General features: G+C 34.0%; 23 protein-coding genes, 1 tRNA gene and 1 pseudogene. 15 read left to right on the forward strand and 10 right to left on the reverse strand.

Translation table 11 applies throughout. The features are described from left to right. The first annotated feature begins 3 nt into the window (after positions 1-3). Positions 4-600, forward strand: a complete 597-nt coding sequence (locus tag ACMT7R_RS04145) for a GNAT family N-acetyltransferase (RefSeq protein WP_415310188.1) — start codon at positions 4-6, stop codon at positions 598-600. A gap of 421 nt (positions 601-1,021) precedes the next feature. Here ACMT7R_RS04145 and ACMT7R_RS04150 read toward each other — a convergent pair whose 3' ends face one another. After that, positions 1,022-1,564, reverse strand: a complete 543-nt coding sequence (locus ACMT7R_RS04150) for a hypothetical protein (protein ID WP_415310190.1) — start codon at positions 1,562-1,564, stop codon at positions 1,022-1,024. A gap of 347 nt (positions 1,565-1,911) precedes the next feature. Next, the gene (locus ACMT7R_RS04155; protein WP_415310191.1) at positions 1,912-2,082 is read right to left on the reverse strand and encodes a hypothetical protein; all 171 of its coding nucleotides are present in this window, start codon (positions 2,080-2,082) and stop codon (positions 1,912-1,914) included. A gap of 789 nt (positions 2,083-2,871) precedes the next feature. Here ACMT7R_RS04155 and ACMT7R_RS04160 point away from each other — a divergent pair. Then, complete coding sequence (locus ACMT7R_RS04160) at positions 2,872-3,183, forward strand: hypothetical protein (protein ID WP_415310193.1); 312 nt, start codon at positions 2,872-2,874, stop codon at positions 3,181-3,183. Between the two features lie 54 nt (positions 3,184-3,237). On the opposite strand, the gene ACMT7R_RS04165 is transcribed toward ACMT7R_RS04160, so the two are convergent. After that, the gene (locus ACMT7R_RS04165; RefSeq protein ID WP_415310195.1) at positions 3,238-3,441 is read right to left on the reverse strand and encodes a hypothetical protein; all 204 of its coding nucleotides are present in this window, start codon (positions 3,439-3,441) and stop codon (positions 3,238-3,240) included. A gap of 1,161 nt (positions 3,442-4,602) precedes the next feature. On the opposite strand from ACMT7R_RS04165, the gene ACMT7R_RS04170 reads away from it, so the two are divergent. From ACMT7R_RS04170 to ACMT7R_RS04200, 7 genes are all read left to right on the forward strand, one after another. Then, entirely contained in the window at positions 4,603-5,091 is a 489-nt protein-coding gene (locus ACMT7R_RS04170; protein WP_415310568.1) for an integrase, read from the forward strand. A 153-nt stretch (positions 5,092-5,244) separates the two neighbouring features. After that, on the forward strand, positions 5,245-5,499 hold the full coding sequence (locus ACMT7R_RS04175) for a hypothetical protein (protein ID WP_415310197.1): 255 nt from the start codon (positions 5,245-5,247) through the stop codon (positions 5,497-5,499). A 10-nt stretch (positions 5,500-5,509) separates the two neighbouring features. Then, positions 5,510-6,190, forward strand: a complete 681-nt coding sequence (locus ACMT7R_RS04180; protein WP_415310198.1) for a hypothetical protein — start codon at positions 5,510-5,512, stop codon at positions 6,188-6,190. Positions 6,191-6,224: 34 nt separating this feature from the next. Next, positions 6,225-7,313, forward strand: coding sequence for a sensor histidine kinase (locus tag ACMT7R_RS04185; protein WP_415310200.1), 1,089 nt, complete (start codon positions 6,225-6,227; stop codon positions 7,311-7,313). Positions 7,314-7,738: 425 nt separating this feature from the next. After that, the gene (locus tag ACMT7R_RS04190) at positions 7,739-7,879 is read left to right on the forward strand and encodes a hypothetical protein (RefSeq protein WP_415310202.1); all 141 of its coding nucleotides are present in this window, start codon (positions 7,739-7,741) and stop codon (positions 7,877-7,879) included. Between the two features lie 184 nt (positions 7,880-8,063). After that, a complete protein-coding gene (locus ACMT7R_RS04195) occupies positions 8,064-8,852 on the forward strand; it encodes a class I SAM-dependent methyltransferase (RefSeq protein ID WP_415310203.1) in 789 nt (262 codons plus the stop codon). Positions 8,853-9,210: 358 nt separating this feature from the next. Then, complete coding sequence (locus tag ACMT7R_RS04200; RefSeq protein ID WP_415310204.1) at positions 9,211-9,777, forward strand: hypothetical protein; 567 nt, start codon at positions 9,211-9,213, stop codon at positions 9,775-9,777. Here the strand turns inward: ACMT7R_RS04200 and ACMT7R_RS04205 are convergent. After that, a complete protein-coding gene (locus tag ACMT7R_RS04205; protein ID WP_415310205.1) occupies positions 9,747-10,352 on the reverse strand; it encodes a DDE-type integrase/transposase/recombinase in 606 nt (201 codons plus the stop codon). The two genes, ACMT7R_RS04200 and ACMT7R_RS04205, sit on opposite strands and share 31 nt — an antisense overlap. A 360-nt stretch (positions 10,353-10,712) precedes the next feature. Here ACMT7R_RS04205 and ACMT7R_RS04210 point away from each other — a divergent pair. The 3 genes and pseudogenes from ACMT7R_RS04210 (at position 10,713) to ACMT7R_RS04220 (ending at position 13,490) form a co-directional block, all read left to right on the forward strand. Continuing rightward, positions 10,713-11,801: pseudogene (locus ACMT7R_RS04210) on the forward strand (Ig-like domain-containing protein). Positions 11,802-12,135: 334 nt separating this feature from the next. Next, positions 12,136-12,315, forward strand: coding sequence for a hypothetical protein (locus tag ACMT7R_RS04215; protein WP_415310206.1), 180 nt, complete (start codon positions 12,136-12,138; stop codon positions 12,313-12,315). Positions 12,316-13,199: 884 nt separating this feature from the next. Beyond that, a complete protein-coding gene (locus tag ACMT7R_RS04220) occupies positions 13,200-13,490 on the forward strand; it encodes a hypothetical protein (RefSeq protein ID WP_415310207.1) in 291 nt (96 codons plus the stop codon). 212 nt (positions 13,491-13,702) lie between these two features. Here the strand turns inward: ACMT7R_RS04220 and ACMT7R_RS04225 are convergent, their stop codons facing one another. Next, on the reverse strand, positions 13,703-13,957 hold the full coding sequence (locus ACMT7R_RS04225; protein ID WP_415310208.1) for a hypothetical protein: 255 nt from the start codon (positions 13,955-13,957) through the stop codon (positions 13,703-13,705). Between the two features lie 417 nt (positions 13,958-14,374). After that, a complete protein-coding gene (locus ACMT7R_RS04230; RefSeq protein ID WP_415310210.1) occupies positions 14,375-14,686 on the reverse strand; it encodes a hypothetical protein in 312 nt (103 codons plus the stop codon). 377 nt (positions 14,687-15,063) lie between these two features. On the opposite strand from ACMT7R_RS04230, the gene ACMT7R_RS04235 reads away from it, so the two are divergent. Then, the gene (locus ACMT7R_RS04235; RefSeq protein WP_415310211.1) at positions 15,064-15,369 is read left to right on the forward strand and encodes a hypothetical protein; all 306 of its coding nucleotides are present in this window, start codon (positions 15,064-15,066) and stop codon (positions 15,367-15,369) included. 127 nt (positions 15,370-15,496) lie between these two features. On the opposite strand, the gene ACMT7R_RS04240 is transcribed toward ACMT7R_RS04235, so the two are convergent. From ACMT7R_RS04240 to ACMT7R_RS04250, 3 genes are all read right to left on the reverse strand, one after another. Continuing rightward, positions 15,497-16,105: a response regulator gene (locus tag ACMT7R_RS04240; RefSeq protein WP_415310213.1), complete on the reverse strand. Its 609-nt coding sequence runs from the start codon at positions 16,103-16,105 to the stop codon at positions 15,497-15,499. 841 nt (positions 16,106-16,946) lie between these two features. Further along, on the reverse strand, positions 16,947-17,429 hold the full coding sequence (locus ACMT7R_RS04245; protein ID WP_415310214.1) for an Lrp/AsnC family transcriptional regulator: 483 nt from the start codon (positions 17,427-17,429) through the stop codon (positions 16,947-16,949). Further along, complete coding sequence (locus ACMT7R_RS04250; protein WP_415310215.1) at positions 17,430-17,813, reverse strand: response regulator; 384 nt, start codon at positions 17,811-17,813, stop codon at positions 17,430-17,432. It abuts the gene before it with no gap. A gap of 655 nt (positions 17,814-18,468) precedes the next feature. Here ACMT7R_RS04250 and ACMT7R_RS04255 point away from each other — a divergent pair. Further along, a tRNA-Glu gene (locus ACMT7R_RS04255) sits at positions 18,469-18,565 on the forward strand. A gap of 318 nt (positions 18,566-18,883) precedes the next feature. On the opposite strand, the gene ACMT7R_RS04260 is transcribed toward ACMT7R_RS04255, so the two are convergent. Beyond that, a complete protein-coding gene (locus tag ACMT7R_RS04260) occupies positions 18,884-19,357 on the reverse strand; it encodes a hypothetical protein (protein ID WP_415310217.1) in 474 nt (157 codons plus the stop codon). Positions 19,358-20,529: 1,172 nt separating this feature from the next. Between ACMT7R_RS04260 and ACMT7R_RS04265 the strand changes: the two genes are divergently transcribed. After that, positions 20,530-21,597 carry a cache domain-containing protein gene (locus ACMT7R_RS04265; protein ID WP_415310218.1) on the forward strand — a complete coding sequence of 356 codons (1,068 nt, stop codon included), beginning with the start codon at positions 20,530-20,532 and terminating at the stop codon, positions 21,595-21,597. The last annotated feature ends 38 nt before the right edge of the window (positions 21,598-21,635 follow it).

A 21,635-nucleotide genomic window follows, 5' to 3' on the forward strand; every position in this document is an offset into this window, starting at 1 on the left:
TTGATGTCTAAATCTGAGGTCAAAACAGCAACTCGATTGGAACAAGATATGGTTATAGATTCTTTGAAATTAGCCCTTGCGGCTGATCCTGCTACACGTTGGGTATGGCCTGACCCTCAAAAATACCTATTATATTTTTCTAAATTTGCAAAAGCTTTTGGTGGAAAGGCTTTTGCCAAAAAGAGTGCACATTATATTGGAAATTATAAAGGTGCTGCTCTTTGGCTTCCACCAAATGACGAGCCCGATGTTGAAGCACTACTTGGTTTGTTAAAAGAGACTACTTCAGTAGAAGTCCAACAAGTTGCTCCCCAGGTATTTGAGAAAATGGGCAGTTACCATCCAAGTGAACCTCATTGGTATTTGCCACTTCTTGGCGTTGATCCACTTTATCATGGTAAAGGTCTGGGTTCTGCGTTATTGAAACATGCAACTTCAAACTTTGATAGCGAGAATATATTGGCATATCTTGAATCGTCCAATCCGAGAAACATTTCGTTGTATGAACGCCATGGATTTGAGATTCTTGGGACAATACGGGTGGACAATTTCCCCCCAATTGTACCAATGCTTCGCAAACCTCAGTCAGGAACCCATTAGACCGTAATTAAAAGATACTAGAAAAAATAAATGTTTGGTACAATTGAATTAATTAATAGTTTAATGTGTTCAAAGTTAAAAAAGAGCCCATTCCCACACATACTCTATCTATCACTTATTGCGTTTTAGAATTATGAAAAGCAATGTGGTAATTTTGGTTAGGAGTTACTCTAATAGGGGAGGCGCAATTTCAAATTACTTGAGCGACACAGCTTAATAGATTTACAAAGGGCCATTCAAATACAGTTACACCCGGTGTATTATAGTAATAAATGATACCATAAACCGTGCTTAATCTTCTTTAGTAAAAAAATATAGTTTGATTTAGAACGAGATGCCTTCGAAAGGATGGTAAAAAACTTGTAAAAATTGGTTAGTGATTAACACGATTAACCGGGGCATTCACTAGGGGCTTCTACACTTAACTAATCCACTCAGCTATGTTCAAAATAACCTGATTGATTTTATCGTGGTTTACGTAGTGACTAAAATCCATTCCAAAACCAATCGTATATGCAATCTGAAATTGGTAAAATATATCATCATGTTCAACATACAAGAAAACATCAGTCATATTTTGAACGCCAGAAACAACGAATCTATATCCTACGTAATGATCAACAAGAATCGGTTCTGTTGTTGTTATAATTCCAAATCCTCTGTGATGTAAACTTTCTTGGATAGCATCCGTTCTTTCCTTGAGATCAACATTATGAGTGTTAGGAGTCATATTTACTAATAAAAATACATAGGATGTCAAAATCCTCGTCTGTTCACTTGTATCATTTATACTAAAATCTTTACTATCAAAAATTGGATGATCTATAGCAAATCTCTTTTCAGGACTGTAGAAAGTGTTATATTGTTGTGCTGAAACTAAGTTGGCCCCTCCGTCAATAGACCTAATAAAACAAGAACAAATGTCAAATATGTTATGAGCATGTGATTCGATTATTAGTTTCATTAATATTTAACTTGACATTTTTTTGAATTTGAATCCTTTTTGGAATCAAAAAGGGGTATACTTTAGACTAAAGCAGTTTCAAAAAGTTTTGGCGAGGGCTATATTTCACTAACCATTTCGATATAGAAACTGGATCTTGATTGGTTTTCTCGTTTAATCTTCAGTGTAAAATTTTTCCTTACTGCGATCTTTGGTTATATTTCCTTACCCCTATAAGGTCCAAATATTTCTTCACATAATCCATAATAGTACAGAACGTTATGATAGGAAAGATCCTCAGCTAGTTTAAGGTCTCGTCCATAGTCCGTACATTTCAAACCTACATAAAGTTCATCATATTTTCCAACTTAACTGTCCCAGCCTGACATCATAAACTGAGGATCTACGTTATCCGTTCCATTTTTCATGTTTGAAGTAAAGTTGTAATAGCTGGGAATTTGTTGTGCATGCAAGATCATGGGGACCCAAAGGATTAAAGTTGAAACAAAAACAATAGACAATGTCACAAATTTTGTCATATTTAATTAAGGAATCTTATCGAATTAAGAACGTGTTTGAAAATTTTAAGATTTTTCATTTAATGTTCCATGCCAATATCTAACTGAAATGTATACTTCATAATCAAAATGGTCGGTAGAAACCAGGACCCTGGCAGAGTCAAAATTGGGGTTTCTAGTTGAGAAAGCATATGCCTCCTTACCATCTATAATTAATGGGTGGGTTGTTTCGAGTAATTCTTAACCCAAATCCTCGAAAAACTTCTGGGTATTTATCGCTCGCTCATCTAAATCCATGGTTCTGGGAGCGGGTGTAAATCTTATACACATGCTAATATTATCTGAAAATATTTTGCTTTTATTCTCAATTTTTGTTATGTCTGTTGAAGTGGTCGGATTCGAATCAGAATATTGGAGATGATCTATGCTGAACCTTTTCTTGGTTATAGTATATGTCAAATTATCCAAAAGCAACATAGGGCGTCCCAAAAACAGCCGAATGAAAAAGTCCTAGAAGAACAATGATCAAAATCTCTAATACCTGTATCAAATTCAGCCCATGTTACTTGTATCTTCTATTTGGCTTTTCATTTTTGATAGTACTTTTGGAACTGTCAAAACAACCTTCAAATTTGAAATCAGTCTATTGTATGCTGTTTTATGCTCATATTGTTATATTTCAAAGAACAGTTCGACGGTTTATCAGTTCCTATTTTTTAAATCGAATGGGAAATATATTATGTCGTGTATTAAGATGAACATCAAACAATGCAAAAAGATTATAAATGTTCTAGTACATTCTTATAGTATATGGTTAAATCAGTTCATTCTCCTACTTATAGTACATTTATCAATCAACTACTTTCTCTGGACAAGGAGATATCTGCAAAAATACATGATAATAGTAAGAACGTTAACGAAGTTTACCAGATTTATTTAGAAAGACTTTCACTTTTTGAAAAATCATGCCTCATTCCTTTAAGCGAAACTGACAAGTCTCTTTTACAATCGATTAAGGAAGATCTCTATCTTGAATTCAAATTGTATAATCTGAAGACAGATATGGAATCCCAATTTGATAGTATTCAGTCAGAATTACATGATTTAAATAAACATTTGTGATATATTAAAAAATATTTTGAATCTTTATCATTATGACGTTTGCGCCCACAATCGTTAATACAAACTATTGCTATCTGTCAGCGAAGCTTCATAACAATACAAACACTTTTGATCCACATAATCCTCATCCCTTTCAAGAAAAGCACTATGATCATTACAAAAAACGCCCCCACATATTTGACAAAGATTTAGTCCTTCCTTATCACACTTTACACATCTTATCAAATCTGTGACTGATGTTACTTCATTTAGACTCATACATTAGGATAGGAAATCAATAGATATAACCTTTACGCATACATACGCTGCGTATGTGCTTATGTAAGTTATTGGGTCTAAAATCCAAAAGATCACTACCAATGTTTAATCTATGTCAGACAGAAAAAGCTTAAATCTTCGTTGAACCTAGCGGTTATATTACTATGCTATCAAAGGCCAAAATCCAATATCTTCAGGGTCAAAAGCGAGTTTCAAAATCCTATGAAAGAAAGTTAAAGTGTTTAATTATAAAGAAGTGGTAATCCTACGAAAGGAGTTGCGACTTTAATGAAGTCTATTTCGTGAAAATGTCAAATCGTTATTTTGTGAATTAGTTAACGGCAAAGTGAGGGCGTATCACTCTCTGAAGCACGATCTGAAGCAATAGGAAAACGACAACCATATACAATCTTCCACCTATCGAAAGGCCGCTCCTGAATTTTGTTCTGCGAACTATAGTGGTCATGTCGCTACTAAATTTGGAAGCAAGATCTAACTCAAAAAAGCAAAATGGCCCAAAAAAACCTTCAATAAGGAATCAAATGGCTATACCAAGTTACAAGTGGTAGTATTTACCAATTAGAACCTAAAACTGGGAGGCTAGATGCACCTGCACCAAAGTCTATATTAATAACCCTCTGAAATTAATAAAAAATACAGAAAGCTCCGGTGGTGTAGAGGCTGATACGGGCCACACAATCCGGCTAAGCATTTCGCCATCTCAAGGTAACAAATTAACGGGAAACGAAAAGAAATTACCGATTAACCATCACATTCAAAGCAAAAACGAAAATCGAAGAATGTTTATTGATTTACAAACTTGGAAACAATTTGAAAAATGTCTTTCTGAATTTAATGCGAAAAAGACGATTTATAGTCGATTAACATATGCTAAAAAGTATCACCAACTTTTATTTACGGATGATTTCAGTGGAATACTACAATTCTCTAAAGATAAAATTAGTCATATAATGAAAGCAATGGCAGCTCCGTCAAAGTTCCTCGGAATGTATGACAAATGGGTTTCCATTGTTAAAAAGTATGACTTGAAGAGGTCAGAGAGGAATAGTTTGAATACTTTTCACGAGATTTTTAATTCTAAAGAACCTTGAGAATTATATTTTATGGATAGAATCTTTTGTCAAAGATGAAAAAATAGGAATTGATTATAAAAATTTAGTCGTTTTTTGCACACTAACAGGATTAAGAGCTTCGGAGGCAATCGAGAGTATTAATTTGATTAAAGATGATTATAGACGTCTCAAGTATCTTGATTCAGAAAACAACATCTTGAAACACTATGAATTCTCTAAAATTTTTATCAGAAAAACAAAAAAAGCCTATTTCAGCGTTGTTGATGATAATGTCATAAAAATTGGGATGGCATCGAATTCACAGACCTATTCAACCTCCAAATCCAAGTTCTATAGAAATAATATAGAATTCAAATTAAGCTATTGTCGCAAGGTTTTTGCAACCTGTTTACGTAACAAAGGCATAGAACCAGAGATAATCGATTTACTACAAGGTAGAATTAGTATCTCTGTATTTGTCAATCACTATTACCGTCCCGACATTGCCAAAATTATAACAAAGAGGATAAGGCCGGTTTTGGACGATCTGATGAAGGAATTGATGAATTCAACATAGGTGAATATGATAATAGCAATTCCTGACTATTGACAACTTTTGACATTAACTTTGGCCTAATTGGAGAACCATCTTTTATGACCGCCTTATAATTTCGGACTAATAGATAAATTCTAATTAAAACATATTATAGTCAAATAAATAATGTGATTATTGGAATACGGCAGAAAAACTATCATTTTACCTATTGTGCTTGCATCTTCAATCGTTTTGGCTATTTTTTCATATAATTATTTTACACAAACAGCGAACCAAATACAAGAGCTTGCTATTAATGATTTACAAACAAACGCCGAGATAGAAGCCTACAGTATTTCTAATAGCCTGTCAAATGCGATTTCTGTGATAACATCTAACTTGAGGTTAATTGCAAATTCTCCCTCTGTTGTTGAAGGAAATATGATCTAAAATTCAAACATTGATTAACATAGGACAAGAGACTACTAACGACCTTACCGACGGTTTTTATATTTTAGATAGTAATGGAACTTTGGTAACGTTTACTGGAATTGAGAAGGAAGAGAATGCAGGTTACAAGGGTATCGACTTGAGTCATAGAGCCTATTTTCAGATTCCAAAGCAAGATAAAACTCCGTACATCAGCACGGTTATTGATTCCAACGATAACATACCTCGAATGTATCTTTCATTTCCTATTTTAGAAAGTAACCAAACAAGGCCTGCAGAAACAGATGGATTAACTAACGGGCAAGGTGGGATAACAGCAGATGGGAATGTAGTCGGACAATCAAATACCAATTCTACTAGCTTCTTTAAGGGAGTAGTTGTTGCGTCCATCGAAGCAAAGACACTTGGTAATTTTTTAGAGAGTCAAATTCATCCTAAACTGGATGCCGACATTGCTTTTATAGACAGAAATGGTACCATAATATATACACAGAATCAGACATTCATCGGTAAAGATTACTTTGGAAATGATTTTCAATCATATGTTAAAACAATCTTAAAAGATAGAGAAGTAGATCTTAATAATATTATAAATAAAGCGCTTCATTCAGGAAGCGGATTGGCAGAATTTAACTTTGAAAATAGTAGCACAACCATAGCACACGACCCCAGTACTTGGGCACGGTATTAACAGTAATCCACGGTTTGACAATAGGATAGGTACTTTGTTTATTACAATTCCCCATACATTAGCATCGGATGTAGCATCTATAATTGACAGCCAAAGGACTACTAACTTTTCGATAATTGCATCGATTGCTGCGATAGCATCTGTTATCGCAGTAGTATTACTAAGATGGAATAAAACACTACAACGTATAGTTATGCAAAAGACATCCCAATTACAAGAATCAGTAGATAAATTAACAAATGCAAATGATGAATTGAAACATCACGAACAAATGCAAAAAGAGTTCATTAATGTTGCTGCTCATGAGTTAAGAACGCCAACCCAAGCAATCTCGGGAAATTTAGAATTAATAGAGATGATGTATCTCCCGTCACTTTTCGAAAGTCCGCAAGGAGAAGAGAAAAAGCAAGAAACTTTTGACAAGGAAATTGATCAATTGGCTAAAGACAAGGATAAACAACAGCAATTTAGATCCGGTCTTGTTTCAACTTATAGAAATTCACAAAGACTTGAGCGGCTTGTAAATAATATATTAGATGTATCAAGAATCGAAAGCAAAAAGTTACAACTTGATAAGGAACACTTCAACCTAAACGAAAAAATAAGAAATGTAATAAAGGATATTTATGGTAAACAAAGGATAAATTCATTATCAAGCTATCGCGAAAAGTTCATCAACATAGATTTTCAACCTTCAGAAGACCCTATCACCGTTTATGCTGATAAAATTAGAATATTTGAGGTAATATCCAATCTTTTAACGAACGCAATAAAATATTCAAATGGAAAGCCTGTTATCATTACAGTCAAAAAGATTCATAGAAATACTATAGATCTAAAACACCAACAGAATGGAAATGAAGTCGGAAAAGACAATACGAAGGGAAATAAGGATGAAACGTTTGTTGTAGTTTCAATTAGAGATAAAGGGAAGGGAATAAACCTTGAAATTTTACCAAGGTTATTTACAAAGTTTACGACCAAATCAAGTCAAGGTACTGGCTTAGGGCTGTATTTGGCAAAAAGCATTATTGAAGCACATGGAGGACAAATTTGGGCTCAAAATAATTCTGATGAAGAAAAGGGGGCAACATTTTCATTTACCTTACCACTCGACAATTGAATTTCTCGATAAAATATCCTTAGAAGAGGATAAAGTGTACTTTGCAAGATTTTTGTCGAAGCACCTCTAATATATAAACACCTGTTAACGCTAAAGCCAGTACTGAGATTGAGTTACCACCTTCAACTACTTTGTCATTACTCATAGAACAGAGTCAAGAAGTTGAGAGATTAGGTTTGTAAGCAAAGATGAGAATTAATCTCTAAAACGTTGGAAAATGCAGAAGAAAACCTAAAGGCCTCACATGGCCGGTGAGTGACACAGAAATTGAGGATAAATGATTGTAACTCACTATAATACCAGATTTAAATAATTAAAGAGGATAAGGCGAGTGTTGGACGAGTTGACTATGGACTTGCAAAATTAAGTACCTATTTATAGCCACTGCAGAATCACCTTAGACGTTCTAATAGGTATGAGCTGTAATGGAATATGAGTACGGTATAAAGCTAAAAGGAATAGTGAAATTCCGTCATGATATAGGGAAGGACAGAAGAGATGCAGTACTTGCGAGATATTCATTAAATGGGATAATCATTATTGTCCCTGTTGTAATAATAAACTAAGAACTAGATCATTCCGTGGATGGGAAATGAGGAAAAAGTATAGAGAACAGACTATTAAGCGGTATTAATCCAAACAGTATATTTTCCAGATCTGTTGTGTAGGTAACTCAAATTCTCATTGAATATCAAAGATAAGGCTAAACTTAAAGTATAATTGATAATAATCACATTCTGTAGATTTTAATTGAGTAATAGTGATCAAAACAACAAAGGGACCTGGGCATTAGGTGATTACAGGAGTATTGGTAGAGTGATTTCACCTGTTTCTGCCAAATTAGTAAGCCTTGTTAAAGTTAATCCTACAGATTCTATATTGGATGTCGCTTGTGGATTTGGTAACACTGCAATAACTGCACGCAGACTAGGAGCAAAAGTGACAGGATTAGATATTACTCCAGAACTTTTGGTTTTTGCAAAGGAAGAAGAATCTATTGCAGGATTTAACGACATTGTATGGAAAGAAGGGAATGCAGAAAATCTTCCATTTGGAGACGAATCCTTTGATATTGTTCTCTCGACCTTCGGTCACATATTTGCCCCTAATCAGGAAGGCACTGCAAAAGAAATGTTAAGAGTTCTCAAGAAAGGCGGGCGCATAGGATTTGCAGCATGGCCACCTGAACTTGCTATAGGGAGAATATTTTCAGTGGTCTCAAAATATGCACCAATGACACCAACTTCATCTCCGTTTGAATGGGGAAATCCAGACAGAGTGAAAGAGCTTTTGAGTGGTGTTAAAGAACTATCCTTTGAGAGAGACACAATAAACTATCCAATTCTTAGTCCAAATCACTACTGGCACGAGATGATAACAAAATCAGGCTCTATGATTCAACTTATTCAATCATTCAAGAGAGAAAATAATGATGAAAAGATAGAGATACTAAGGAAAGAATATCTTAATACCGTCGAACCATACATCGTTGACAATGTGGTACGATTAGGATATCTGTTGGTAGTTGCGGCTAAGTGATAATATATTATGTTTACAACTGTTTACTCATTTCATTGGCTTGACTTTTTCTAGAGTAGTGGACTATAAACTAATAGATATTAGGCTTTCAACTATAATGTCGTTACTAATAGAACAGAGCAGTGAGGTTGAAAGATCGAGTAGTATGAGGAAGCACTAATATATAATGACAATGTACTTCAGATAAGGATTTGTAGTTCTGTATTTGTTAATCATTACTACAGACCTGACTTAAACAAAGTCATTACGGAGAGATTAAGTCCTGTGTTGGAGGATCTTTACAACGAATTGATTCACTAGACTTTATAGTCTACTAATATGTCAGAATCCTTATTAACAACTTTATAGAGTATTTGTCATGAAAAGCATTAACCAATTGGTTTTGCTTAGTATAGTAGCATCAATAACTGCAGGATTGATGTACGGACCAATTTCAATACATCTTGTATTGGCAGCACCGCCGCATCCTTGTTTTGGCGGTGCTCAAGATTATACCTGTATTTGTGAAAATAATCCAGCCAAGCTAACTGCTACATGTTGCTGGTATGATCCAATTACTGGAGGTAACGATTGTCAGACCTGTGATGTCAATACAGATACAGGGGATTTCGAGAATTGTACAAGTAAAGGACAGCTTGACTCTAGTGTAGTAGCACCACCGCCTTCGGGAATTGCACCACCTACTTCAACTAACCAATGTCCTGAAAATGTGGCAGTAGACCAGAATGGTAACTGTAGTCCTTCGGCTCAATTGCCCGACGATACTAGCGACGATACCAAACCAAATCTCAGAGGTAATGTGTTAAATGACTTGATGTTTAGCCAAAGTCAGGATTCTTATACTTCTGATGAGGAACAAGAGGAGAAAAATAACCACACTAACGACGGCTCTGTTCACTTAACAGGTTTAATCTCCTTGTTATAATAGTCGACAAATACCCGCAACCAATTCTGTACATGCTTTAATTTGCAATTCTTCATTCTACATGGAAAGTAATCATCGAAACTTTCGGTTCTGTCCTTGATGTATTGCATTGTTCTTTCAATGATACTTTTCTCAAACGAAGAATGAATGTGATGTTCTAGTCCAAGGAATCTACAAGCTTGCGGATACCAGGTTCCACCATCGGTCGATATAGCATGTTTTCCATGAATCCTAATTAACCCTGACAGAAATCTTTCAGCAACAAACATATTTCTCTCCTTAGATATGGTTAGTGCGAGAATTTGCCTGTTTTCAGGCTCAATTGCAACCCAAATCCAGATGTATTCAGAACCAATTTTGATCAAAGTTTCATCTACAATATACTCCAGAATTTTCCTTTTCCTAACCCGTATCTTCAGCGGTTTGTACTTTTGAATCCAATTCCAGATGGAAACATGATTTCTCTTGTATATTTGAGATAATCTTTCAGATGTTTTCCTAAGAGAAAGACCTGAAAAGTACAAATGCAACCCATAGTAAACATACTTTGAAGGTGTTTTATTTCTAGTATTCATAAAAGAGATAGGACATCTTCAAGCTATAAGATTTCGTTAAATGAACAGAGCCCTAACGACTGAATTGATCGTAAATACAATATCTCAGTATCCCTTACTCTTATTTATTGATAGTTTACCTTACTGCTATTTTGAATCTGATAGACTTTTGCTAAAGTCAGTCTGCTTATTTGAATAACAATTGAAAGACTTAGATCTGATTACAAAAAGAATTAGGCCAGTATTGGATGATTTATAAATGGAATTACTTTTTTGATTCCAAACATTACATTTAGTTAAACAAATTCTTTATAAACACATTTGCATGGTAATTGTTATGAAAAACAATAACCATACTTTTTGCTTTTGAGTGTTACAATTTTGTCTATATTTGTTTCAATAGCAAATACCCCCTCATTACCGTTCTCTCATAACACAGCATATTCTACTACTCAGCAGCAAGATGAGACATCTGAAAATACTGATGATACTTTCGGAGAAAGCGAGGTAACTGAAACCTCTCAAGAGAATGCGGATTCGGAGCAATCGGACAACAGAGTAAATAACACTGGGGCAATTGATACCGACGATAAACCTCAGGTTCAGCAACTATCACAAGTAGATACGATATCTCCTGAAGTATTAAGCGTTACTCCAAACATAGGCACTTCCGGTATTCCAGTAACAACCACTATAACTGCTACATTCAGCGAACAAATAGATGCATCAACCGTTACTCCTACCTCGTTTGTCCTAGAAACCGATAATAACTAGGTGCAAGGAAGCACCTAGTTAAGTTTTGATGGAACTACGGCAATATTTACACCCTCGTCAGCTTTATCAGGTTCAACAATATACACAGCAACTGTTTCTGAGGTCAAGGATTTGGCTGGTAACACTATGAACTTTGCTTCGCCTTGGTCGTTTACTACGGAAGCTCAAGCTTCACCGGCGCCGTCGTCGTCACAACAGCAACCACCTCAACAACCTTCTCCATCAATACCCACTAATCCTGGTGGTGGAGGTGGCAATTCCGAAGGTAGTGGAGGTGGAGCAATACTTGGTGATATTAAGACTAGTCCAACAGAGAAAGATGTTCTTAAAGATGCTGCACAATATGTTGAAGATGAAAAGCTAGTAGACAGAATTCTTCCAATAATCTTATCTAAGATGGACAAGAGACAATTAGCATCAACTGTGCTTCCATACCTGGACTTACAAATTTCCATCAGAGTTGGGGAAGGAGAAAAGAAAACTGCTGAGGGCGACACACTTCTTAATATCGTTACAAAACGTTCTTGCGCTGCAGATGAAATCTTAATTGGTGGAGGATTTCAAACATCCGGAGCATCAATCTATTACAATACTCTCGCTAATGGTCAATGGAATACCTATGCATCGCATAATCCTATTGATAATCCTTCATCTACATCTAGTGTTGTAGAAACATATCCACTGTTTAAAAGCTGAATTAGTTCCAAAAGATCCGAATTTACCTGCTTTAACGAATGGAGGTTCTTGATAGAGATTTTCATTTCATCTCTATTTGCATGTGATCTATAGTGTAAATCGTGTAACATTCAGGTGATTAACATTGGCTATTGTCAAATATCATACATTGAGTAGTAAAACATTGGGATAGTTTTTGTCTGCTTTGAATTCCCTGACTTTTGCTAGTTCTCATCTTATTGTTGATCCGTAGATCATCTATCAACATGGGCATGATTTTGGATGATAATAATTCTAAAGCGTTTCTATCCAGTGCAAGCCTTGATAATCAACTTTGCTATCATCTCATAAGAAAATGAAGCTAACTAAAGAGATTGAAGGAGAAAAGAGATCGGAATGGTCATCTCCGAATTACGAACAAAAATATCTTGACAGGTTTAACTCTTTTTTCAATAGTGAAAAACTCTCAAGCACTTACAAACCTGTCTTTCTAAAATCATTACTAGATATTTCAGATTATGACGACTCAAATTAATTATTTGGCTATCAATGGATAGAGAAAAATATTGAACAATTACGAGTAGATCTTAATTTTATTGCTATTAGATACATCAGATACTAATAGGAGTTATTCAAATTCAAGCTAAAACAATCTCATAGTCCATTAGATGCAAATATCAATACCATATTAAGAAATGTCAACAAGGAACCAAAAAGTCCATCGCTAGAGATACTAGCAACTGAAGAGTTCCAAAAGCTTAGAAAAGAAGTGATCAACAAAAGTATAAAACCAGAAGTTCTTATTCACCTAGATCCAGTAGGAGATCTCTATAAACAGAATATAGGAAATAATTCAATCATAATTGACAAATGATTGGTTGATTTTTTTCAGAATTACAAAGGAATCTTATTAGCCGCGCTAAACTTTATGATTACTCGTTACCTAGAAAAAATAAATTTTGTTCCCAGAATTGCAGAAAAAGTTGCAGGGTCAATACCAAGAACTCATCTAAACAATAAAGAAAAAACCATTCTTTTAGAACTAAATGATTCTTGTTTTTTACTATCAATCCAAATTTGATAAATGCTACTATATGGATCAAGTCTAATCTATGAGTAAAATCTTACTGCTATAATGTAAAGCTAAATTGAATGATATCTACTACGTAGGGGTAAATTTTCTTAACACTATCGGATAAACCTTGTTTATCTAAAAAATGCAAAAATACCAAATGAGCCTCATGGGGTAATATCTCTAGGTTGTCCTTATTTGATACGAACTAATAAGAAGATATTTAGATATTTAAAGATGGCTATATTCAATTAGCCTCTTCTTTTTTGGCCGATTATCTTTCTAAATCGATTCATTATCAACAAATGGTAAAGATAAGAATTTAAGTATAGAAAGCAGTTATGATCATGGATAAAATATCCAATTATGAGGATGACGATAGCGCACGTCACAATGTCGAACGATTTGTTTTGGATAAATTATTTACCCAGGATTCTATAGGTGGTGAGGGCCATTCCGTCAACATCAGTGAATTAATGGAGTCATTAGATTCCAATATGTCTCCATTATTCGATCAAGCCATTGAGGACTTAATAGCCCAAGGACTAATTCAATCCTCCGATGGCGAAAACTACGAAATCACTTATGAAGGTGTTAAAGAGGTTGAACATAGAAAGAAAGACAAGATACCTCTTTAGAGATTAGTTACGAGAAAGGAAACTGTCTAATACTAGCATTTTTAATTATAGTAACGAATATTTCCATTTTTATCTGTTTTAGATGCAAATATAATTTACCTCTTAAAATATTACCGTATTTAGAAAGGAATTGCTAATGTCTAGGTAATTACATATGATCTTATTTAAAATTATTTCTGTAAAGCAATTAACATTTTATGTGTAAATATTTGTTAGTATCGAACCAAATCCAATGCCAATCTTAATTTGGATATTTCATGCTTTAGCACATCTATTTCCTCATCATCCTTTGCATATTTTAATAATCTTTCACAGGCTTGAATTTGAGCCAATAACAATTCGCCCTTTTCTAAACAAAGACTATGTGAAGATTCTATAAAGTGATAAGAAACAGTACGTCCTCTCTCTTTACAACCACAAGTTCTTGCTTCTACCAAAAATGGTGTTTCACTTTCAATTATATTCATATCTATATATCGCTTAGCTGTCTAATATTATTTCTTTAATGTAAATAGTCCATATACTACTATATGGAATTATATATTGACAGTAGACTAGTTTGCGAGTTCATTTATGAATAATCCGACAAATCATAAGTTATTAGAAAATTACTATAACTTTAGGTCTTGCATGATGAGTGGCGTGATGGAGAACTCAAGAGATGCAAGACCCTAGTTCTGAATTTATCGTGGGAGTGACTATGACTACCCAATGCGGGTTTAAAAAGAGAATGTATCGATTGATGTGATTTACTATAGTCACATGAACTTTTTGAACAACAATCGAGAAACTGTAATCAGTCTGACTTCCAAGTCAGTCTAATAGTGTTAAGAAAAACTACCACTGACTAGCATTAAATTAAATCAGTTAGAGTTTTAAAGTTTTTAGGATTCCTTTACTGATTTGCTATTTTTATCCTTATTGGCTGCTTTTATCATTCTCTCTTTTTCATTGTTTAGCTCTTCATCAGTCAAATTAATTGCAGAAATTATAGTAGTAGGATTATTGTTAATATCTTCCGTGAAAATCATCACATGATTGGAAGTTTTCAATATATCAATAATTGAATCATCATAGGGTAGAACATTCAATACCAGGTCCTTCATAGGAACAACTGATCCGAGATCATCTATATCAAGCAATGTCACACTCACTTTATTCTCTGATTCATGGATGTGATTTACTCTGACAAGCATGACTATAACAGGACTTGATGCTTAATACCCTTTTCGTTTAAATCAAAATAAAGATGTGACTCGGAGGTTATATTTCTTAACAGTTTTCAAGTGGAAAAATCATCATTAAATAGAGGTTATTTAACTTAACCCAACAATATAATAAAAAATCGTGAGACGAAATCTACTTCTGTACTTGCTATATTACTAATGGTGAGTAATACTTATATAATATCAATGTAATACATATATTAGGTTTAGTAGTAACAAACGTTACAAACAAATTCTGATTGACTCATAATTATAACGCACTTAAGAAATTGGGTCAGACTGGTGATTCTTTCAATTCAGTAATTGGAAAATTAATTGAGCAATCTAAAGAGGAGGTGACAAAGTAAATGTCAGAATTAAAAGATAATGCATTCATAATCGACCCCATTAAGCAACTCAGAATAAGAGTTGACGGTTATTTAAGAGGCCTAGGCATTTATCAAATTATAGGAACTAAAGAGTATCTGGAGATTATCTTTGTTGGTGGAGAATTTAGTGTTAAAGTTGGTTATCCAAACAGATTAGACAAATTATTTGATACTTTAAAAAAGAGACTACTAGAAGAAACTGAATTTAACATTAAGGAAATCAGCTGTATTAGTTATTTCATAAAAGAGTATATTGATGAAATTGAATCCTTTTTGAGGAAATAAACGCTAACTACATACTTCCAATCTTTATGCGATTGCTGATTATATAACAATACAGCGACAATGATTTTGCCGTATGAAGAAAACAAATCAAGTCAGGGTATGCAAACAGAAATACAAAGTCACGTGATTAGGAAAGTAAAGTATTATTTATTAACAATTTATACAATTTGGAAAGTGCAAATGGCATTACAAGGATGTCTTTTTCATCGATAGCTGCAGATTGCAATTCATGCACTGGTAACTGATCTTTCATACTAGTTGTAACCAGGAGTATTTTTTGTGTTTTATTATTTTCTCGTATTTTCTTTGCAACGTCCAAACCCTTTTTCCCTTTCAGATGGGTGTCTAGTAGTATAGCATCATAGTCTTTACCCTCATTTTTGCTTTGAAGAAATGCGGATAGGAATTCATCAGTATTATCAACTGCGACCGATTCTACACCTAACGAGTCAAGGTATGTTTTAAATAATGTCAGTAATTCGGGCTCTGATTCTGCAATCAAAATTCGTGTTTGCTTTACTTCTTTTGATGACTGATTACTACCATTATTATTGTTTTTCTCGACAGCTACCTTCTCAATTTCTTTCTTAGATTGACCTTCGGTTGATTCAAGGCAATGCCTGTTTTTACTTTCTTGTTGATTTTCATAGTGATAAAGAGAACCTAGTTTTATTTTTTCTTCTGATATAATACGTTCTGAATGATTAACTGGCTGATGAACGAAATTTACAAACAAGTCATTTCACCATTATTATACTTTTTTAGATAACATGATATTTAAACTCATACAAAGTTTAATCAGTGAATAATAAAACAATGATAACTTGGTATGTTTACACCAAATTTCAAGTTTAAGGAAACGATGTTTAAGATCCTTTAATCTTTATTGAATATTAAAATTCCATATATAATCATCGATTACTATATGAATCTAACAAATAGAATTCAGAGATAAATCACAGACGCCCTAGACTTTCATGCTTGTATTCAAAAAAATCATTGTAAATATAAATTTATTTTAATCTTGGGCACTTTTTCAGCGGTCTTTGTTCTCAACTTGACTTAATTTATAATCTCGATTTCGTTTGGGTGATTCTGAAAGCACGACTGAATATGTGAATAACAAGAAAATTTGGAACAGAGAATACATCGTGCTACTGGAGTAGACAAACACCCATGAACAAAACAGACAAGCATATTCTTTAGTCTTTTCTTTGGTTTAATAATTAACTCACCATTTTGAATATTATTAATTACATCATTGTGATGAGAATTCATTTCAATAACGCTATTGACTTGGACTGACTATATAACATTTTTGATAAATTATTGTTATAGTATTTAATACTGTAATAAAATAGTTCAATTGATATTCTAAATTTGAAGAGTATTATTTCTCTCTAATGTGTTTAGAATTTACAATCCAGACTGTAAGAATTAGAAATTGGTTGATTTAACGTAAAAATATCATTTTAGTTTAATAATAGTTCCTCAAGGTGAACAGGCCAAATCCAGCATTCAATTTAATATCGCATCTATGTTAAAGATATTGACTTTGTAATGAGAATAGAATTGTATCAATCCTGCTTGATTGATTCTAGTTCCAAAAGTGAAATGTTGTTACCTATGATGGGATACTCATAGATGCGCTCTGACCAGACAATTCTGTCTACTCCTTCCATTTTTTTTATTCTGACAATTATATCAAAAAGATCACGTCCTTCCTTATATGCTATCCCAGCAATAATGTCTGAATTCCCTATATGAACCTCAATTGAAGTAACTCCTTTTAGTTTAGAAATCTTCTCTAGTACGGTATCAACATTTCCATTTTTAAGATATATATGAAGAGATCCTGATTTAAACCCAAATTTGGTAAAATCAATATAATTATTGGAAGTAACAAAACCCTTTTCAACTAACTTTCTTACTCTTCGCTGTACTGTTGAAAGCGGAATTTTTAGAGTAGTTGATATATGCTTATTGTTCTTATTTTGAATCAGCAAGTCCAGTATTTGTACGTCGGATTCGTCAACCCCGCCGGATAAAATAGTCTTCATTCAATGCACCCTACAAAGTTCATTTAAATGGGTTTTTAATTCTCTTAATTTGATTGGTTTTTGCATCACATCTGATATTACAGATTCTCTTAGCTCATCACTATTGATATATTCTTCATCAAAAAATCCAGTAATAAGAAGAATCTTGACATTAGAGTCATATCCTTTAATTCTTTTTGCAAGCTCTATCCCATTGAGACCCGGCATTCTTAACTCTAACAGAACAAGCGAATATTTTTGGGGATTTTGACTAAAGTGTTTAAGGGCTAGAAGTGGATCGGTGAAAGAAACAGAATTAAAACCAGACCCTTTTAGCAATTTCATAAAAAGATTTGCGAGTTCCCCTTCATCGTCCACTACCATCACTGATGGTAGGGTGGACATATCTATTATTGTAAGTCATTGTATTTAACTGTGATGTAAAGAATTATTTCACCTTTATTTTTCGATAAAAAATTTGTCATTCGCGATTACAATTATTAAAATAAACCACAGAGTTGGTAATTTAATGCATTTATGTGATTTACGCATATTCTCACAAATGACAAGTTTAATTCATAGTTTAACTCAACCTAATAATTAAATACAGTCAGAATCGCAATCTATATTTATATTTGATTTAGACATGCGAAAGATCTTTTAACTTGTTGCTGTCAATACCGCTCTATGTCACTTCTCTCAAAGGCCGAGGTTCAATACCTTGAGGGCCATAAACGTGTATCAAAGTCTTATGAATATAAGCTGAAGTCAATTATTAAGAGGAAACTTACGACCTTTATTGATAAGGAATTACCCTTGTTAAGCTCTCTACCTCCTCATGCAGCTCATCTTACCAAATATAGTAAGATGGGGGGAATCGATTATAAATTATCAGATCTTACTAATTTCAGTAAGGAAATAAAAATAATTTCCCCAAACAAAAAATACTCTCGTAATGGAGGTAAAACTTACCCTGCTAAACCTGATTCAAATGAAAGGAATGACAATCTCCCAGAGTATTATATTAATAACCCTCTGAAATTAATAAAAAATACAGAAAGCTCCGGTGGTGTAGAGGCTAATACGAGCCACACAATCCGGCTAAGCATTTCGCCCTCTCAAGGCGACGATCCCGGGTTCAAATCCCGGCCGGAGCATCCTGTTATCTGCTTATTTACCATCAACTTTGGCTCCTCGAAAGGCCTTTTCCGTATACGATTTACGATTCATACAGTAACGGCCCAATTTTCTAAAGACTGCTTTGGGTCCTAGTCTAATGCTGATTATATGAAAGGCTTTACGAGATATGAAGGATCTTGTCAATGTCTTTCACTATCGATAAACTGCTATTCGATCTTTGAGGAATTCCTATTCTGTGCTGATAGGCACGTAATAAAAAAAGACAAAGAGGTGTGAAGTGCGAGATTTGAACCTGCCAGATTCAAATTTTATTGCATTAGCTATTGATACTATTACTAGTTATCAGTTATCTCTTTAGCGATGGCATCCAGTGCGTATGTCACTGTAAACTTTGCGTTATTAATAGAATGAAATACTAATTGGTCAACGGCAAAGTCCATACTTCCAAAAGTCAAGTCAGGGGTGGAACCAGTCAGATTCGTAGAGGCAAAAATAGTGTTGCCGGTATTGCTAACTTTTAGAGTTTTCACCATGCTATGCTCTTTATCCTCTGCACTTTGATTGTGTCCTATTAAGAATCCAACCTCAATAGGTTCGCTTGAAATCCACGATACTGTTCCAACCCAAATCTTGTCGTCTCCAACAAGGGGTAAGGCCAAGACAATTTGATGATCTTCATGTCCAGGTGATGGCACACCAGGTACAGATGAGACCGTCTTTCGCAAAGTTAGGCTATCATCATTAACTACCGTTTGAGCCGCTGCCGATTGTCCAGATATCAAAACGCTCAAAAGACCTACAAATAACATTCCAGTATATACAATTTTATTCTTGTTACAATTTTACATGTGCATTTTCAAAATGCTCTCAAATTAATATTTTGAGCATAAATTAGTATTCTATTTCTTTGAATTTATCAATTAACGAATAAACAATTCAATTTTTCAGTTAAAACCTAACTGAGTTTTTCTAGCCTAACTACAGGCGTCTGTAATCCTGGATTAAGTGGAGTTATGTTACCACCTACTGATGATTTGGTACATGTAGGTGTTTTATAATTAGTTCGATGACTATAGGAATATGAACCTGATTGAATACAAAGTACCATGTTTAATAGGAGCTAGAACAACCGGATACAAAAAAGAGGAATAATGACCCTTGTCATTTCTTAGAGCCTTTCTATAACTTTTGTCTGGAAAGAGTGATTTAGTGATAACTCAAATTCAGACTTTTGAAAGTTTACCCGAGTGTGTCAAACATGAGGAAGATATTAATGTACAGATGAAGAAATTGCCAAAATAAGATCAACTTTAATTATGATACGACACTAGAATGAGAAAGCAGTTATTGTAATTATCTTTAAAGATTAAACATAACCGCAGTCAACCCGGTTTAACTATACACGATGATTATAATCTTGTGATAGACTAGATTGATCTTAGCCTCCAACATAGTTGTAATCTGGCCTTAGAGTTCTAGTTACGCGTCTTTTGTGCAAAACCTAGGATCTAATTATTTGTAATCTAACAATTAATTTCTCGAATATTATACTTTTGCTGAATCTTGGAATCTATTAAATCACAAAAGAATTGATTATAGTCGCAGTTGTACTCAGACAAAGCGTGAAAATTATTGACACGACAAGAGTCCATATATATTGCCGAAGAGTAATGAAGTATTTTATTACCGGATAATCTAAACGCTTATCTTTTAATTAGTTGGTAGACCTCTTAAGGGCCAGAATAAGATGTTTGGGTCCTTGTTATGGTCGATGTAATGAATAGGACGGAATGTGAATAGTACCTATCTTTGATTCATAGCATTTACGCAACCACTAACGCTTGCAGTTTAAATTATCGAGGATTGAATACCTACTTCATCTGGATTATCCAACCATATTCACGAGTTTAGGAATCTACACCCATTAGTATTTTAGATATTTAAAGAAAAATATTTTAGCCATTTTGCTTTCAACATACAAATGAAAGTTCTAAATCTATTTAATCTAGAAGAAGATACGCGTTTTCCATGTTACGTATTAATGGGGATAATCTGTGCAACTTTTACCACCTTTCTATATTCTGAAAGTAATCCTAGTACGTTTGCTCAAACTTTCTCTAATTACTCAGGTGATATTAGCAGTTTCACAGATAATAATAGTGCATTTAATTCGTTGATATCTGATTCGACTAATAGTTCAACAACAATCAATTCAACTGCCTCAGTCTCAGAATCTCTGATATCCACTCTAGCGTCTGATACCTTTAGTAGTGATGAATCACTTATTAACTTGGCATCAGATGCGATCGAAAATAGGCTAGACAAGCCCAAAGCAATTCTTGAAATTTTAGGTAAGCTACCAGAAATAAGAAACCTATCATTAGTTAGCCTTGTTGGCACAGATGAAACGCCTGGAATCCCTTCTGGATCTGAACCGGAAAAAAGACAGATAGCAAACTACATACTGTCAAACTATCCTATGGATTTTGTTTCAGTATTATTTCTTCTACCTAATGGTGATGTATACTTATTAGAGCCATATAGCCGTCAACAAAATCTTTCCACCTCTAATTTATCATTTAGAGACTATTATCAGGGTGTAATGGCGACTAATGCTACATTTCTTGGCAATGTGATTACATCGGCAGCTTCAGGGCTAAAACAAGTACAGCTAGCAGTTCCACTTTACGCAGATGCTTCCTTTAATGAGAGTAAGACTAACGTTACTACTCCTCAATCCATTATTACAGGTATATTATCAACAGGGTTGAACTTGCGATCATTAGATGATATAATAAGAGCTGTTCCTAATGAAGGTGTTATTGTATTGATAGATGGAAAAGGGAAAATAGTGGCACAGTCTAGTAAAAATGTTAGCAACTTATATGATGATGAAGATAATTTGTTTATAGACTTAAAGTCCTATAAACTTGCATTGAACGGAGAGAACGGAACATTAGTTGAAGAAATAAATGGAGATGAAAGAAAGATTTCTTATACCCCCGTCTTCGCAATTTCAAACACATGGGTAATTCTCTTGATTAGGTAGAGGTATTCAAGCGCAACTATTACCTATTATCATTTTTT

Origin of the sequence: Candidatus Nitrosocosmicus sp. FF01 (assembly GCF_047711275.1) — an archaeon.
Taxonomy (GTDB): Archaea; Thermoproteota; Nitrososphaeria; order Nitrososphaerales; family Nitrososphaeraceae; genus Nitrosocosmicus.

Bases quoted from the DNA above. Each gene is read 5' to 3' on its own strand.
- ACMT7R_RS04205 (WP_415310205.1), bottom strand. From the start codon at position 10,352: ATGAATACTAGAAATAAAACACCTTCAAAGTATGTTTACTATGGGTTG.
- ACMT7R_RS04250 (WP_415310215.1), bottom strand. From the start codon at position 17,813: ATGTCCACCCTACCATCAGTGATGGTAGTGGACGATGAAGGGGAACTC.
- ACMT7R_RS04230 (WP_415310210.1), bottom strand. From the start codon at position 14,686: ATGCTTGTCAGAGTAAATCACATCCATGAATCAGAGAATAAAGTGAGT.
- ACMT7R_RS04190 (WP_415310202.1), top strand. From the start codon at position 7,739: ATGGAATATGAGTACGGTATAAAGCTAAAAGGAATAGTGAAATTCCGT.
- ACMT7R_RS04215 (WP_415310206.1), top strand. From the start codon at position 12,136: ATGAAGCTAACTAAAGAGATTGAAGGAGAAAAGAGATCGGAATGGTCA.
- ACMT7R_RS04225 (WP_415310208.1), bottom strand. From the start codon at position 13,957: ATGAATATAATTGAAAGTGAAACACCATTTTTGGTAGAAGCAAGAACT.
- ACMT7R_RS04265 (WP_415310218.1), top strand. From the start codon at position 20,530: ATGAAAGTTCTAAATCTATTTAATCTAGAAGAAGATACGCGTTTTCCA.
- ACMT7R_RS04200 (WP_415310204.1), top strand. From the start codon at position 9,211: ATGAAAAGCATTAACCAATTGGTTTTGCTTAGTATAGTAGCATCAATA.
- ACMT7R_RS04220 (WP_415310207.1), top strand. From the start codon at position 13,200: ATGGATAAAATATCCAATTATGAGGATGACGATAGCGCACGTCACAAT.
- ACMT7R_RS04165 (WP_415310195.1), bottom strand. From the start codon at position 3,441: ATGAGTCTAAATGAAGTAACATCAGTCACAGATTTGATAAGATGTGTA.
- ACMT7R_RS04145 (WP_415310188.1), top strand. From the start codon at position 4: ATGTCTAAATCTGAGGTCAAAACAGCAACTCGATTGGAACAAGATATG.
- ACMT7R_RS04245 (WP_415310214.1), bottom strand. From the start codon at position 17,429: ATGAAGACTATTTTATCCGGCGGGGTTGACGAATCCGACGTACAAATA.
- ACMT7R_RS04155 (WP_415310191.1), bottom strand. From the start codon at position 2,082: ATGACAAAATTTGTGACATTGTCTATTGTTTTTGTTTCAACTTTAATC.
- ACMT7R_RS04235 (WP_415310211.1), top strand. From the start codon at position 15,064: ATGTCAGAATTAAAAGATAATGCATTCATAATCGACCCCATTAAGCAA.
- ACMT7R_RS04150 (WP_415310190.1), bottom strand. From the start codon at position 1,564: ATGAAACTAATAATCGAATCACATGCTCATAACATATTTGACATTTGT.
- ACMT7R_RS04260 (WP_415310217.1), bottom strand. From the start codon at position 19,357: ATGTTATTTGTAGGTCTTTTGAGCGTTTTGATATCTGGACAATCGGCA.
- ACMT7R_RS04160 (WP_415310193.1), top strand. From the start codon at position 2,872: ATGGTTAAATCAGTTCATTCTCCTACTTATAGTACATTTATCAATCAA.